The following is a 14815-nucleotide window of genomic DNA, read 5'->3' on the forward strand; positions in this document are numbered from 1 at the left end:
TCTCCCCGGCGCGGGGTCAGCCCCGTTCCCCACCTTGAGGCTTGTGCATGTCCGACCGTTTCCAACTCGTATCGCCGTATTCGCCGGCCGGCGACCAGCCGCAGGCGATCGAGAAGCTGGTGGCCGGTTTCGAGGCCGGACTGGCCAAGCAGACCCTGCTCGGCGTGACCGGGTCGGGCAAGACCTACACCATCGCCAACGTGGTCCAGGCGATCCAGAAGCCGACCCTGGTCATGGCGCCGAACAAGACCCTGGCGGCGCAGCTGTACGGCGAGTTCAAGGCGTTTTTCCCCAACAACGCGGTCGAGTACTTCGTCAGCTACTACGACTACTACCAGCCCGAGGCCTACGTGCCGTCTTCGGACACCTTCATCGAGAAGGACAGTTCGATCAACGAGCACATCGAGCAGATGCGCCTGGCCGCGACCAAGACCCTGCTGTCGCGGCGCGATGCGCTGGTGGTGGCCACGGTCTCTGCGATCTACGGCCTGGGCGCGCCGGAGGACTACCTGTCGCTGCGGCTGATCCTGTCGATCGGCGAGCATGTCGAGCAGCGCCAGCTGATCCGCCACCTGACCGATCTGCAGTACACCCGTAACGAGTACGAGCTGCACCGCGGCAGCTTCCGCGTGCGCGGCGAGGTGATCGACGTGTTCCCGGCCGAATCCGACAGCGAGGCGCTGCGCATCGAGCTGTTCGATGGCGACGTGGAGCAACTGACCCTGTTCGATCCGCTGACCGGCGAGACCCTGCGCAAGCTGCAGCGCTACACCGTCTACCCCAAGACCCACTACGCCACCACCCGCGAACGCACCCTCAGCGCGGTAGACACGATCAAGCTGGAGCTGAAGGACCGGCTCGAGCAACTGTACGCGCAGAACAAGCTGGTCGAGGCGCAGCGGCTGGCGCAGCGCACTCAGTTCGACCTGGAGATGATGGCCGAGGTCGGCTTCTGCAACGGCATCGAGAACTACTCGCGGCATCTCACCGGCAAGGCACCGGGCGAGCCGCCGCCGACCCTGTTCGACTACCTGCCGCCGGATGCATTGCTGGTGGTGGACGAATCGCACGTCACCGTGCCGCAGATCGGCGCGATGTACAAAGGCGACCGCTCGCGCAAGGAGACCCTGGTGGAATTCGGCTTCCGCCTGCCGTCGGCGCTGGACAACCGGCCGCTGCGCTTCGAGGAATGGGAGGCGCGCTCGCCGCGCAGCATCTACGTCTCGGCCACGCCCGGCCCCTACGAGTTGCGCGAGTCGGCCGGCGAGATCACCGAACTGGTGGTGCGCCCGACCGGCCTGATCGACCCGGAAGTGGAGATCCGCCCGGTCGCGACCCAGGTCGACGACCTGCTGTCGGAGATCAACCTGCGTGTGGCCGACGGCGACCGCGTCCTGGTCACCACGCTAACCAAGCGCATGGCCGAAAACCTCACCGAATACCTCGGCGAGCATGGGGTGAAGGTGCGCTACCTGCACTCGGACATCGACACGGTCGAGCGCGTTGAGATCATCCGTGACCTGCGCCTGGGCAAGTTCGACGTCCTGGTCGGCATCAACCTGCTGCGCGAAGGCCTGGATATGCCGGAGGTCTCGCTGGTCGCGATCCTCGACGCCGACAAGGAGGGCTTCCTGCGCTCCACCGGCTCGCTGATCCAGACCATCGGTCGTGCCGCGCGCAACCTGCGCGGCAAGGCCATCCTCTATGCGGACAAGATGACGCGTTCGATGCAGGCCGCGATCGACGAGACCGGGCGCCGCCGCGAGAAGCAGGTGGAGTACAACCTGGAGCATGGGATCGTCCCGAAGTCGGTGGCGCGTCCGATCGTGGACATCCTGGAGGGCGCGCGCGACGACGTGGCCGAGGCCAAGTCGGGCAAGGGCAAAGGCAAGGGCAAGGCGCGTCGGGTCGCGGAGGAGCCGGCCGACTACCGGGCGCTGGCGCCGGCGGAGATCGCCGCGCGGCTCAAGGCCCTAGAGCAGGAGATGTACCAGCACGCCCGCGACCTGGAGTTCGAGGACGCGGCGCGGGTTCGCGACCAGATCAAGAAGCTGCGCGACGCCAGCCTGGTGGGCTAGGCGGGCCGCAGCGGCACCCGATCGGATGATGGGTATTGTTCTTGTCCGCCAGGTGGGCTAAGATTCGCGCCCCTGCAGCGGTGCGCCGCGGCAGAGAAGGGCGGTTAGCTCAGCGGTAGAGCACTACCTTGACATGGTAGGGGTCACAGGTTCGAACCCTGTACCGCCCACCACGACGCGAGATGCGAGCGTGGAAACGACAAAGCCGGCGCAAGCCGGCTTTTTTGCGCCTGCGCGATGGCCATCGGCCAGCTCGGCAGCAGAGCGCTGGCCGCGCGGCCAGGCTTGCTTTAGCATCCGAGCGGACGATCAGGCGAGGAGGCCAGGCGCATGGTGGAATACCATCATACGGTGCAAGTCAAAGGACGCTACCAGCTCGTGGCGTTGACCCGGGAGCCGGAATACAGCCCGGCCAACGTGGTCGGCTATGCGGTCACCACCGACGGCGGCGCCCGCATGGATCCGCACGACATGTCCTGGGACGAGGCACGGATCTTCCTGGACAGCCTGGTCGAGCGCGATCGGGACGCGGTCAGTGCGGAAAAGAAGCCTTCGCGGAACAGGCCGAGCACGCGGCAGCGCCGCTGAAACGCAATACCCATCCGAGGCCGTGGCGCCGCCCGCACGGCTGGCGGGCAAGGCGAGCCGCAGCCATGGGGGCGCCTGGTGCCATCGTGGTCATGGGCTGCCTGGCGACGCCGCCCTTGAACGATGAGCTGTTCCGGCCGAGCCTGCGCCAGGCACTCCCGCCCGCCTCGCAGACTGTCGACACGGGGCGTCTCAAAATGCGGAACTCGCTCTAGAATATTTGCCAGGATGGATCAGGGAGGATAGGGCTTGTCGAATCGTAAACTCGTTGCGGCGGCGCTCGTCGTCGTGCTCACGGCCGTCTGCGGCTATTTCCTGTCCGGCTACCTGGTCCTGTTGCTGTTGAAGCTGGACACGCGGATGTTCGGGCCTGGCACCTACTACCAGTACGTCCACGCCATCGGCTTGCCGGAGGTGGCTCCCTACGTCGGCAAGATCAAATGGGCCGGCTACCTCGGCTTCGGCTTGCCCGGCCTGGTGGCCCTGCTGATCCTGGTGCTGATGTTCAAGCCGGCCAAGCGCAGCCTGCACGGCGACGCACGCTTTGCCGGTGCGGCTGACCTGTCCAAGCACGGGCTGTTCAAGACCAGCGGCGACGGCATCGTGGTGGGCAAGTTCCGCGGCAAGCTGGTGCGCCTCAGCGGCCAGCAGTTCGTGATCCTGGCGGCCCCGACCCGGTCGGGCAAGGGCGTCGGCGTGGTCATTCCGAACCTGCTCGAGTACCAGGAATCGGTGGTGGTCCTGGACATCAAGCAGGAGAACTTCGACCTGACCAGCGGCTGGCGCGCCAGCCAGGGCCAGGAGGTGTTCCTGTTCAATCCGTTCGCGGAGGACCGCCGCACCCACCGCTGGAACCCGCTCAGCTACGTCTCCGACGACCCGGCGTTCCGCGTGTCGGACCTGATGAGCATCGCCGCCATGCTGTACCCGGACGGCTCGGACGACCAGAAGTTCTGGGTCAGCCAGGCGCGCAACGCGTTCATGGCGTTCTCGCTGTACCTGTTCGAGAACTGGGACGACGAGCGCAACATCGGCTTCCCCGGCGGTCTCGGCACGCCGACGCTGGGCGCGATCTACCGACTGTCGTCCGGCGATGGCACCGACCTGAAGAAGTACCTGAAGTCGCTGTCGGAGCGGCGCTTCCTCAGCGGCAATGCCAAGTCGGCGTTCTCCAACCTGCTGTCGCAGGCGGACGAGACCTTCGCCTCGATCATGGGCACGCTCAAGGAGCCGCTCAACGCCTGGATCAACCCAGTGCTGGATGCGGCCACCAGCGACAACGACTTCCTGCTCACCGACCTGCGCAAGAAGAAGATGACCATCTACATCGGCATCCAGCCCAACAAGCTGGCCGAAAGCCGCCTGATCATCAATCTGTTCTTCAGCCAGATCATCAACCTCAACACCAAGGAACTGCCCAAGAGCAATCCGGCGCTGAAGTACCAGTGCCTGCTGCTGATGGACGAGTTCACCGCCATCGGCAAGGTCGACATCATCGCCTCGGCAGTGTCATATATGGCTGGCTACAATGTCCGCCTTCTGCCGATCATCCAGAGCATGGCCCAGCTCGATGCCACCTATGGCAAGGACATCTCGCGGACCATCATCACGAATCATGCACTGCAGATTCTCTACGCTCCGCGCGAGCAGCAGGATGCCAACGACTACTCCGAGATGCTCGGCTACACCACCTTCCGCAAGAAGAACGTCACGCGCGGCAAGGACGTGACCCGGAGCGTGTCGGAGGAGAAGCGGGCGCTGATGCTGCCGCAGGAGTTGAAGGCGATGGGCAACGATCAAGAGGTGTTCTTGTACGAGGGCATTCCGCACCCGGTGAAGTGCGACAAGATCAAGTACTACAAGGATCGCCACTTCACCGCGCGACTGCGGCCCAAAGTCGACATTCCGACGCTCTCGATTTAAAAGTGTGACGAAAAACACCTATTTTTTGAGCGTAGTTATCATTTGAACGTTTTTTTGCCAAATGCTTGACGTGAGCATGCCCCTCCGGCACATTCTCGCGAGTATGGCGATGCATTGGTAACAGAAACAGGTACAGGAACAGGGGCGTGGGCCGACAGGCGCACGTAAGGGGTGACATGGAAGGTTTGTCGTCAAATTCCGTTTTCTTCGGCGCCGATCGCGCGGCCTCGGGAGCATGCCGTTGCCTGCCGCGGATCCGTGTCCGTGCCGTTCCCGGCAGCTCCCTTCTTGCGGCGCCTGTGTCGCGTCGTTGCGTCGAATTCCGCCATCCAGCAGTGGGCCGCCTGCGCGCCGCCCGCTCTCTACACGTTTCCGCAATTCAGAGGCTCGCGTGAAAAGAACGCATATGTTTCGGCTGATCGCTACGTTGAGTGCCGTCGCGCTGTTGAGCGCCTGTGCAACCAGGCCCGCGCCCGACTTTCGCGGCAAATGGAAGCCGGTCAACCGTTTCTCCGAGTCGACCATGGAGATCCCGCTGTACTCGTCGTACGTGTACCAGGCGATTCCGATGGACGGCACGCTGAAGACGATGCTCGAGCGCTGGGCCAAGGATTCGAACATGCAGCTGTCCTATGGCATCCAGTCCGACTACACGCTGTATGCGCCGGTTGCCAAGATCAATACCACCAGCATCCAGCAGGCAGTCGCCGAGCTGAGCGTGGTCTATGCACAGGAAGGTCTGAGCGTGACCGCTGCGGGCAATCGCATTCTGGTGCAGCCGTCGTCGTCGGTGAGCGGTACGCCGGCGACCAGCGGCAGCGCGAAGTGACGTCACCGCCGGTGCGCACGCTGCGCGCCGGCAGCCATTTTATGAACCTGGTGAAGTCTGATGTTCGGTAAAAAGCAGGCCGAAAGCGAAAACGTCAACAAAGCGGTCGCCAAGGCGGTCAACTACGAGATCAGCATTGCGGATCTGGCGCGCCGCAGCGAGCGCCGCGCATGGTGGGTCGCCTTCGGCGCGATCATCATGTGTCTGCTGCTGGGCGGCGGGTATTACTACATGCTGCCGCTGAAGGAAAAGGTGCCGTATCTGGTGATGGCGGATGCGTACACCGGCAATTCCACGGTGTCGGTGCTGCGCAACAGCGGCGATGTGCAAAGTGTCACCAACAGCGAAGCGCTGGCCAAGAGCAACGTGGCGCGCTTCATCACCGCGCGTGAGTCCTACGATTCGGAGATGATGGGGCTCAACGACTGGAATACCGTGTTCTCGATGGCGCCGCGGAACTCCGCGGTGGGCGCGGAGTATTTCAATCTGCACGCGCCGAACAATCCCTCGGCTCCGTATTACACCTACGGCAAGGCGCGTTCGATTCGGGTCAAGATCCTGAGCATCAACCTGCTGGGCGGCGGCGGCAAACCGTATACCGGCGCGAACGTCCGTTTCCAGCGCAGCATCTACGACAAGAAGACGGGGCAATCCACGTTCCTCGACAACAAGTTCGCCATCCTCGGCTTCAAGTACAACAGCAATCTGGCCATGGAAGACGATCTGCGGGTGCAGAATCCGCTGGGCTTCCTGGTGACCGATTACCGGGTCGACAACGACTACTCGGCGATGCCGGTTCCGCCGTCGCCCGCCGTGCAGGCCCCTGCAACCGGTGCGGTACAGCAGCCGGCCGCCGCACAGATGCCGGCCGCTGCGGGACAGGCACCCATGCCGCAGCAGATGCCTGCTCAGCAGACGATGCCCGGTGCGAACGGCACGATGCCGGTTCCGCAGCAGGAGCCGATGGCCAATCCGGGGAGCGCGCCCGTCTATCCGGGGACGCAGCCCGCTGCGGCCCCTCCTGCACCCAACGTTGCACCTCAGCACAATGGTAATGGAGCGAACGTTCGATGAGTTTCCTGACGAAAACCGGTTCGGCGCATATTGCGTTGCTGGCTCTGGGCCTGTTCGCGCCGATCGCGTCGGCCCAGGTGGTCCAGCAGTACGAGTACGAGCCTGACAAGATCTATCAGGTGCGTACCGGCCTGGGCATTACCACCCAGATCGAGCTGAGCCCGAACGAGAAGATCCTCGATTACAGCACCGGTTTCACCAGTGGCTGGGAACTCAGCCGTCGCGAGAACGTCTTCTATCTGAAGCCGAAGAACGTCGACGTCGACACCAACATGATGATCCGCACCGCGACCCATTCCTACATCCTGGAATTGAAGGTGGTGGCTACGGATTGGCAGCGGCTGGAGCAGGCCAAGCAGGCCGGCGTGCAGTACAAGGTCACCTTCACCTATCCGAAGGACACCAGCTTTGCCGCGGCCAGCGACGAGGTGAAGGATGAGTCGCAGCTCGATACGCGGCTGACCAAGGACCGCCATTACTACTTCGACTACGACTACTCCACGCGCTCCAAGCAGATGTGGATCGTGCCGAGCAGCGTCTACGACGATGGCAAGTTCACCTACATCAAAATGGATCTGACGCGTTTCCCGACAGGCAATTTCCCGGCCGTGTTTGGCCGCGAGAAGGAGAGCGACGAGGATTTCCTGGTCAATACCACCGTCGAGGGCAACACCCTGATTGTCCACGGGACCTATCCCTTCCTGGTCATCCGCCACGGCAAGAATGTTGTCGGCTTGCGTAGGAACAAGCAAAAGTGAACTCGAATCTACCTCCGTCTGACGAAAACTACGGCCGCGATAACGGCCAGCCGCGCAATCCGCAAGCGGACGACGCGCCGCGCGAGAATCCCTATTTCGCTCGCCAGCAGCAGACTGCCGACCCGGATCTGGATGCCAACGAGCCGGTGCTGCGCTCCAGCGACCTGAAGAAGCTCAATCGCAAGGCGCTGGTGTTCCTGGCCGGTATCGCCGCGCTGCTGATCGTGGCGATCTTCTGGCTGGTGAGCGGCAGCAGCACGCCGGAGCCGGCGCCGAAGCCGCGCCAGGAGGCAGTGGTGGCGCCTGCGCTGCCGCAGACCGCGGCGCCGCCGCCGGTGCAGCCGGCCGAGCCGGTGCAGCTGGCCGAGCAGCCGAGCCTGCCGCCGTTGCCGCCAATGCCCACCGATACCGACGCGCAGATGCAGTCGGCACCGCGACAGGAGCGTGGGCCGTCCTTGCTGGAGCGGCGCATGGCTGGCCTGCAGCAACAGGACGCCGGCGGCCAGGGTCTTGGCGGCATGATGCCGGGACAGGAGCAGGGCGGTGCGCCGATGCAGCAGGAGCAGGAGACCTCTGCCAAGCCGATCGCCAACCCGGACGGTCTGCTGGTGCGTGGCACCTATATCCGCTGTGTGCTGGAGACGCGGATCATCACCGATTTCCCCGGCTTCACCTCCTGCATCATCACCGAGCCGGTGTACTCCATCAACGGCCGCCGCCTGTTGCTGCCGAAGGGATCGAAGATCCTCGGCCAGTACGGTCCCGCGGAACCGACCGGCCCGCGCATGCAGGTGGTCTGGGATCGCATCACCACGCCGACCGGCATCGATGTGACCCTGGTCGGTCCCGGCGTCGACAACCTCGGTAGCGCCGGCCACCCGGGCCAATACAGCGCGCATTGGGCGAGCCGCATCTCGTCCGCGCTGATGATCAGCTTGCTCAGCGACGCCTTCAAGTGGGCGGCGGCCGAGCATGGCCCGAAGACCACGACGACCGGCCTCAATTCCGGCATCGTCACCGAGCAGCCGTACGAGAGCAACACGGCGCAGTCCATCCAGCGTCTGGCCGACCAGGCCCTGGATCGTCGCCGTCCCGCCACCGTGACCATCAACCAGGGCACCATCGTGAACGTCTACGTCGCCAAGGACGTCGACTTCACGGCCGTGTTGCCGCGTTGACCGAGATCGAGACAGCGACGTGACGTTCGACGACTCTCCGACCGCGCAGATCTCCACGGACTTCCTGGATTACCAGTATTCGGTGCTGGGCATCCTGGATTATCTGAACTCGCCGGAAGTGACGGAGATCTGCATCAACCGTCCCGGCGAGCTGTACCTGGAGACCCTGCGCGGCTGGCAGCGGATGGACATCCCGTCGCTGACCTTCGATCGCGCCCGGCAGTTCTGTACGGCGGTGGTCAACGAGAGCAATACCGGTCAGCGCATCACCGACGCCGATCCGGTGGTGTCGCTGACCTTTCCCACCGGGCAGCGCGCGCAGTTCGTGATCCCGCCGGCCTGCGATGCCGGCAAGGTGTCGATCACCATCCGTCTGCCGTCCAAGCACACCAAGACCCTGGAGCAGTACAAGGACGACGGCTTCTTCCAGGAGATCCTGGAGGTGCAATCGGGACTCAGCGAGCAGGACCTCGAGTTGCTCGAGTTGCGGCGGCAGCGCGATTACGCTGAATTCTTCAAGAAGGCGGTGCTGTTCAAGAAGAACATCGTCGTCGCCGGCGCTACCGGCAGCGGCAAGACCACCTTCATGAAGTCGCTGGTGAATCACATCCCGCACGAAGAGCGGCTGGTGACGATCGAGGACGCGCGCGAACTCTTCATCAGTCAGCCCAATTCCGTGCATTTGCTCTACTCCAAAGGCGGACAAAGCACGAGCAACGTCACCGCGAAGAGTTGCATGGAAGCGTGCCTGCGCATGAAGCCCGACCGCATCATCCTGGCGGAGCTGCGCGGCGACGAGTCGTTCTACTTCATCCGCAACTGCGCCTCCGGTCATCCCGGTTCCATCACCAGCTGCCATGCTGGCAGCATCGGCCAGACCTGGGACCAGCTGGCGTTGATGGTCAAGGCCTCGGCCGAAGGCTCGGGCCTGGAATTCGCCGTCATCAAGCGGTTGCTGATGATGACCATCGACATCGTTGTCCATATCAAATCGCATGCGGGCCGGCGCTATATCACCGGTATCGATTTCGATCCTGAGCGCACGCATTCGGGTGGAGGGTGAATATGTTCATTGAGGTGATAAGGCGAAAATCCGCCGATTGACTTTGAATTTTTCTTCCAACACGATTGATTTGCGACACTGCGGCGTTCCGGGCGATTGCCATGACGCCGATGCATAGGGAGTAACCACGGCATGTTGCCAGGCATGGAATTACTCAGCTGTCCCGAAATGGCGGTTCCGGCTGAAGTCATGCAGCACGTTGTGCGCGTCGAGTCGTCGCACAACCCGTTCGCCATCGGCGTGGTCGGCGGTCGCCTGGTGCGCCAGCCGCAGAACCTGTCCGAAGCGGTGGCCACGGCGCGGATGCTGGAAGAGAAGGGCTACAACTTTTCCCTCGGCCTGGGGCAGGTCAATCGCTACAACCTGATCAAGTACGGCCTGGATACCTACGAAAAGGCCTTCAAGACCTGTCCCAACCTGCAGGCCGCGTCGAAGATCCTGGCCGAGTGCTACAGCCGCTCGGGCGGCAACTGGGGCAAGTCGTTCAGTTGCTACTACTCCGGTAACTTCGAGACCGGGTACCGCCACGGCTACGTGCAGAAGGTCTACGCATCGATCAACCAGGGCAGGGCGCTGGCCGCGTCCACGGCTGGTGCGATTCCGGTGATTCCCGCCGGAGGCGTGCGTCGTGCGGTCAACGACTCGGTGAAGGCCGCGGCGGTGCGCGAAGTCGATTCGATCGTGTCGCGGCGCATCGACTCGGCGGCCGATCGACTTGCCAACGGGCTCGCTGCGCAAGGCCAGCCATCGATGCGTCCCCAGGCCGCCGTCGCGGCGCCGGGGCAGCAGACGGCTAGCGCAGTGGCGGCGCAGCCGGCAGCGGCAGACGCTGATCTCTACGTAATACGACCTACAGGCGCCGGCAAAGGAGTGGCGGTTCCTGCAGGTGGCGGGGCGCCCCCAGCTCCGCACGTTGCCGCACACGCGCCCCAGGCCGTGGCGGGAGCGGCCGTTCCTGGCTCAAGTACGCCGCCGCCGACGTCTGGCGACGGGGCCTTCGTATTCTAGCCAGATGCAGTAGCGCGGCCATGCAAGTGGCTTTTTGATCACCCCCTGTTTTCCAGTCAAGGAGATACCCACGATGTTCAAGAACAATCAGATGAAGTCGAACGCCAAGGTCATCGGCACGGCGGCGTTGCAGGCGGCGGTGTTTACCGTGGCCCTGCTCGCGTCCAGCTTCGCGATGGCGCAGGACTATGCCGGTGCGGACACCAAGGTCTGTGGCTTCCTCGGCAAGACCAACAACATCCTGAACATGGCATCGGTGGTGGTGGTGACCATCGCGGTCGTCTTCGCCGGCTACCAGATCGCGTTCGCGCACAAGCGCGTTTCCGAAGTGGCACCGGTGTTGCTGGGTGGCGTGCTGATCGGTGCGGCCGGCCAGTTGGCCAAGATGCTGATCGGCGATACCGGCCAGACCGAGTGCAAGGCCACCGCCGCGATTCAGATGATCCAGCACGTCCTGCACTATGCATAAGAACGTACTTTTCCGGGGCTGCACCCGGCCGGCGATGTTTTTCGGGGTGCCTTACATCCCGTTCTTCATCGGCGCGGGCGGCGGCTTCCTGATGGGTATTTATTTCGATATGTGGCTCCTGCTGCTCATTCCGGTCATCGTCTTCGTCATGCAGCAGATGACCAAGCGGGACGAGATGATCTTCCGCATGCTCGGCTTGCGCTGGATGATGAGGATGCGCGTGCGCAACCTGCAGCGTTATTCCGGCATGTGGGTGTTCTCGCCGAATGAGTACAGGAAAGAGGTGCCGGGCGCCAAGCGCTAGCTTGGAACCGGGCACCTTGTCTCGGCCCCATGCACGACGCTGATGTCGTGCATGGGGTTGTTCGGTTTTTCGTGTCGACGCGCGAGACTGGTGGGCGCGTAGTCGGCGGTTCCTGGCGCATGCGCCGGGCCTTGGCAAGACGAAACGGATTCTGAGTCACTTCATTATGTTCATCCCGGATACTTCGATCAGCGAGTTCATCTCCATCTCCACGCATGTGGCGCCGTCCGTACTGAAGACGACGGGAGGAGATTTCATGCTGGTCTGGCACTTGGGCGGGCTTCCGTTCGTGGGCCGCGAAGAGTGGGAGATCGAACACCGGCACAACACCTTCAACCGCATGCTGCAGACGCTGCGCGCTCCTGACTTCGCCAACGTGGCGTTCTGGGTGCACGACGTGCGTCGCCGCCGCCGCATCAAGAACGCCGGCAAGTTCAAGCAGGCGTTCAACCAGGAGCTGTCGGACCAGTACTACGGTGCCCTGTCCTCGCAGAAGATCATGCAGAACGAGCTGTACCTGACCATGATCTATCGCCCGGTGGTGACGGGGAAGCGGCTCATGGACAAGTCGTCGAGCATTCCCCAGTTGCAGTCCGAGCAGGACCAGGCGATCGCCAAGGTGATTGAGCTCGCCGGCAACGTCGAAGCCGTGCTGAAAGACTACTCGCCCTACCGGCTGAGCATGTACGAGGCCAGCAATGGCGTGGTGTTCTCCGAGGCGCTGGAGTTCTTCGGTTATCTGATCAACCGCATCGATGAGCCGGTGCCGGTGCTGCAGGCGCCGGTGCCCGCCTATTTGCCGGTCAGCAAGCACATGTTCGCCAACAAGACCGGCGACTTCGTGATCAAGACCCCGGAGGGCGTCAATCATTTCGGCGCCATTCTGAACATCAAGGAATACACCGACGGGACCTATCCGGGCATCCTCAATGGCCTGAAGTATCTCGACTTCGAGTATGTGGTGACCCACTCCTTCAGCCCGATGGGACGGCACGACGCGCTAAAGGTGCTTGATCGCACGAAGGGCATGATGGTGTCCTCCGGCGACAAGGCGGTCAGCCAGATCCACGAGCTCGATCTGGCGATGGATCAGCTGTCGTCGGGTAATTTCGTGTTGGGCGAGTACCACTTCACCATCGCTGTCTATGCGGATACGCAGGAGAAGCTCGCGCAGCAGATCGCGACTACCCGTGCGGAACTGTCCAATGCCGGTTTCGTCTCGGCCAAGGAGGATCTGGCGGTCGCGTCCTCCTTCTACGCCCAACTGCCGGGCAATTGGCGTTACCGCACGCGTATCGCCAACGTCAGCTCGCTGAACTTCCTCGGTCTGTCGCCGCTGCACAATTTCGCCCAGGGCAAGCGCGAGAACAATCCGTGGGGCGAGTGCGTCACCACCTTGCAGACTACCAACGGCCAGCCGTACTACTTTAATTTCCACGCGACGCATCCGGCGGAAAACTCGCTCGGTGAGAAGGCGATCGCCAACACCATGGTGATCGGCAAGTCGGGTACCGGTAAGACCGCGTTGATCAACTTCCTGCTCAGCCAGGTGCAGAAGTTCGATCCGGTCCCGACCATTTTCTTCTTCGACAAGGACCGCGGCGCCGAGATCTTCGTGCGCGCCTGCGGCGGCAACTATCTGGCGCTGGAGAACGGCAAGCCCACCGGCTTCAACCCGTTCCAGTGCGAGCGCACCGAGGCGAACGTGCAGTTCCTGGCCGACCTGATCAAGGTCCTCGCCGGCAAGATCGAGTACACCTCGCGCGAGGAGGAGGACATCTTCCGCGGTGTGGAAGGCATGCTCGATACGCCCATGCACCTGCGCAGCATGACCAACTTCCGCAAGAGCCTGCCCAACATGGGCGACGACGGCCTGTATGCGCGCATGCGCAAGTGGACCGCCGGCAACTCGCACGGCTGGGTGTTCGACAATCCGGTCGACACGATCGATCTGGAGAAGGCCAGCATCATCGGCTTCGACTACACCGACGTCATCGACAACCCGGAAGTGCGCGTTCCGGTCATCAACTACCTGCTGCATCGATTGGAAGCCTTGATCGACGGCCGGCCGCTCATCTACGTGATGGACGAGTTCTGGAAGATCCTCGATGGCAAGGGTGGCCTGAAGGAATTCGCCAAGAACAAACAGAAGACCATCCGTAAGCAGAACGGCCTGGGCATCTTCGCCACCCAGAGCCCGGAGGACGCGCTGGCCAGCGACATTTCCGCCGCCTTGGTCGAACAGACTGCGACCATGATCCTGCTGCCCAATCCCAATGCCAGCAAGGAAGACTACATGGACGGCCTCAAGCTCACCGAGGCCGAGTATCAGGTCGTGGTCAGCCTGGACGAGCGCTCGCGCTGTTTCCTGGTCAAGCAGGGTCATGGCTCGTCGGTGTGCCAGCTGAATCTGCGCGGCATGGACGACGCCTTGTCGGTGATCTCGGCGTCGACCGACAACATCGAAATCATGCACCAGGTGCTGGAGCGCAAGGCCAAGGAACATGGCGTCGCGCCGGACGACCTGACGCCAGAACAATGGTTGAACGAGTTCTATGCAAGGCGTAAGGGGTCCGGTAAATCGGGGCCGGCGAAGTCGGTGTCTTCGGATAATCGGGGGGCGGCGGCGGTCAGCTGACTGTCTCGCCCAGGTCACGCATGGGAATGTTTCTACAAGATCCGTGTTGAGGTGTTTATGAACAAGACGATGAAATCCTCTAATCGCGTTCGCACTGCTGTCGCTGCCTTCGCTCTCTGCATGCTGCTGCCTGCCACTGCCTTTGCTCAGTGGAAGGTGATCGATAACGAGCAGATCAGCAAGAACAAGGAAAATACCGATACGCTCGATAAGAAGCTGGACAAGATCCGCGGGGACAACGAGATCGGCAAGGCCGAGAAGGAAAAGTCCAGCGGCGACGAGGTCGACAAGCCGAAGGAGAAGCTGGTCAAGGTCGACGACAACTACGGCGTCTCCGACTGTGCAGCCAAGACCTCGGGAACGCCCGTGTCGCAGGAACAGCAGCAGACCTGCGAACTGATCCAGCGCACGCGCAACTCGCAGTTCAATTACATGGTGGCGATGTACGACATCACCGAGAAGCGACTGCAGCGTCTGCGCGACCTGGAACAACAGCGTGCGAAAATCGACACGAACCAGATCGGCTTGCTGGAAGACAATACCAACAAGCTGATCGCATTGCGGGCGCTGATGGACATCGATCGCCAGCAGACCGAAGCGGCGATGTTCGCCTATGAGAAGCGCCTGTCCTACCTGACCCAGGTGCAATCCGCTGGTGCCTGGGCGGCGATGCGCGGCAAGAAGGCCCCGTCGGCGACCGATACCGGCAGCAGTGGCAGCCTGTTCGACGGCTTCTCCGGGTTGAGCGACTTTGCGAGCAAGATCGCTGCAGGCGCCGCCATGGGCGTCGCCCTGGAGGCGGTCAAGTCGTCCAGTCCCAAGAATCTCGAGCGTCTGAGCATCGCGAAGTAAGACCCACGTGTCGCCGCTTCCACCTGATTGGAGCGGCGACACCTGCTAAAGCT

The 14815-nt window shown here is 62.7% G+C and carries 13 protein-coding genes and 1 tRNA gene; all 14 read left to right on the plus strand.

Annotated elements, in window-relative coordinates; translation table 11 throughout:
- The first annotated feature begins 47 nt into the window (after positions 1-47).
- Positions 48-2078 (plus strand): excinuclease ABC subunit UvrB, encoded by a 2031-nt coding sequence (uvrB, locus tag AC1PK7_RS08225; RefSeq protein ID WP_481100445.1) that lies wholly within the window; start codon positions 48-50, stop codon positions 2076-2078.
- Between the two features lie 98 nt (positions 2079-2176).
- Positions 2177-2251 (plus strand) — tRNA-Val (locus AC1PK7_RS08230).
- 205 nt (positions 2252-2456) lie between these two features.
- On the plus strand, positions 2457-2666 hold the full coding sequence (locus AC1PK7_RS08235; RefSeq protein WP_420009538.1) for a hypothetical protein: 210 nt from the start codon (positions 2457-2459) through the stop codon (positions 2664-2666).
- A 288-nt stretch (positions 2667-2954) separates the two neighbouring features.
- Positions 2955-4589: a type IV secretory system conjugative DNA transfer family protein gene (locus AC1PK7_RS08240; protein WP_010342094.1), complete on the plus strand. Its 1635-nt coding sequence runs from the start codon at positions 2955-2957 to the stop codon at positions 4587-4589.
- 406 nt (positions 4590-4995) lie between these two features.
- A complete protein-coding gene (locus AC1PK7_RS08245) occupies positions 4996-5418 on the plus strand; it encodes a hypothetical protein (protein WP_017907227.1) in 423 nt (140 codons plus the stop codon).
- 60 nt (positions 5419-5478) lie between these two features.
- Complete coding sequence (locus AC1PK7_RS08250) at positions 5479-6492, plus strand: VirB8 family type IV secretion system protein (protein ID WP_481100446.1); 1014 nt, start codon at positions 5479-5481, stop codon at positions 6490-6492.
- Entirely contained in the window at positions 6489-7250 is a 762-nt protein-coding gene (locus AC1PK7_RS08255; protein ID WP_017907225.1) for a TrbG/VirB9 family P-type conjugative transfer protein, read from the plus strand. Before AC1PK7_RS08250 ends, AC1PK7_RS08255 begins: the two co-directional genes overlap by 4 nt.
- Positions 7247-8428 carry a TraB/TrbI/VirB10 family type IV secretion system protein gene (locus AC1PK7_RS08260; RefSeq protein ID WP_371181648.1) on the plus strand — a complete coding sequence of 394 codons (1182 nt, stop codon included), beginning with the start codon at positions 7247-7249 and terminating at the stop codon, positions 8426-8428. Before AC1PK7_RS08255 ends, AC1PK7_RS08260 begins: the two co-directional genes overlap by 4 nt.
- Before the next feature lie 19 nt (positions 8429-8447).
- Positions 8448-9491, plus strand: a complete 1044-nt coding sequence (gene virB11 / locus AC1PK7_RS08265) for a P-type DNA transfer ATPase VirB11 (RefSeq protein WP_481100447.1) — start codon at positions 8448-8450, stop codon at positions 9489-9491.
- 132 nt (positions 9492-9623) lie between these two features.
- Positions 9624-10499 carry a lytic transglycosylase domain-containing protein gene (locus tag AC1PK7_RS08270; RefSeq protein ID WP_481100448.1) on the plus strand — a complete coding sequence of 292 codons (876 nt, stop codon included), beginning with the start codon at positions 9624-9626 and terminating at the stop codon, positions 10497-10499.
- A gap of 73 nt (positions 10500-10572) precedes the next feature.
- Positions 10573-10968, plus strand: coding sequence for a TrbC/VirB2 family protein (locus AC1PK7_RS08275; protein WP_209244508.1), 396 nt, complete (start codon positions 10573-10575; stop codon positions 10966-10968).
- Positions 10961-11272 (plus strand): VirB3 family type IV secretion system protein, encoded by a 312-nt coding sequence (locus tag AC1PK7_RS08280; protein WP_010340363.1) that lies wholly within the window; start codon positions 10961-10963, stop codon positions 11270-11272. The genes AC1PK7_RS08275 and AC1PK7_RS08280 overlap by 8 nt, the downstream gene beginning before the upstream one ends.
- A gap of 166 nt (positions 11273-11438) precedes the next feature.
- Positions 11439-13910 (plus strand): VirB4 family type IV secretion/conjugal transfer ATPase, encoded by a 2472-nt coding sequence (locus AC1PK7_RS08285; protein ID WP_481100449.1) that lies wholly within the window; start codon positions 11439-11441, stop codon positions 13908-13910.
- Positions 13911-14030: 120 nt separating this feature from the next.
- Positions 14031-14762 (plus strand): hypothetical protein, encoded by a 732-nt coding sequence (locus AC1PK7_RS08290; protein ID WP_371182856.1) that lies wholly within the window; start codon positions 14031-14033, stop codon positions 14760-14762.
- Positions 14763-14815: the final 53 nt, after the last annotated feature.

The organism is Xanthomonas sp. NCPPB 3174, from assembly GCF_056725205.1.

Coding starts and splice junctions, on each gene's coding strand:
- AC1PK7_RS08285 (WP_481100449.1), top strand. CDS start 11,439: ATGTTCATCCCGGATACTTCGATCAGCGAGTTCATCTCCATCTCCACG.
- AC1PK7_RS08270 (WP_481100448.1), top strand. CDS start 9,624: ATGTTGCCAGGCATGGAATTACTCAGCTGTCCCGAAATGGCGGTTCCG.
- AC1PK7_RS08275 (WP_209244508.1), top strand. CDS start 10,573: ATGTTCAAGAACAATCAGATGAAGTCGAACGCCAAGGTCATCGGCACG.
- AC1PK7_RS08255 (WP_017907225.1), top strand. CDS start 6,489: ATGAGTTTCCTGACGAAAACCGGTTCGGCGCATATTGCGTTGCTGGCT.
- AC1PK7_RS08290 (WP_371182856.1), top strand. CDS start 14,031: ATGCTGCTGCCTGCCACTGCCTTTGCTCAGTGGAAGGTGATCGATAAC.
- AC1PK7_RS08250 (WP_481100446.1), top strand. CDS start 5,479: ATGTTCGGTAAAAAGCAGGCCGAAAGCGAAAACGTCAACAAAGCGGTC.
- AC1PK7_RS08245 (WP_017907227.1), top strand. CDS start 4,996: ATGTTTCGGCTGATCGCTACGTTGAGTGCCGTCGCGCTGTTGAGCGCC.
- uvrB (WP_481100445.1), top strand. CDS start 48: ATGTCCGACCGTTTCCAACTCGTATCGCCGTATTCGCCGGCCGGCGAC.
- AC1PK7_RS08280 (WP_010340363.1), top strand. CDS start 10,961: ATGCATAAGAACGTACTTTTCCGGGGCTGCACCCGGCCGGCGATGTTT.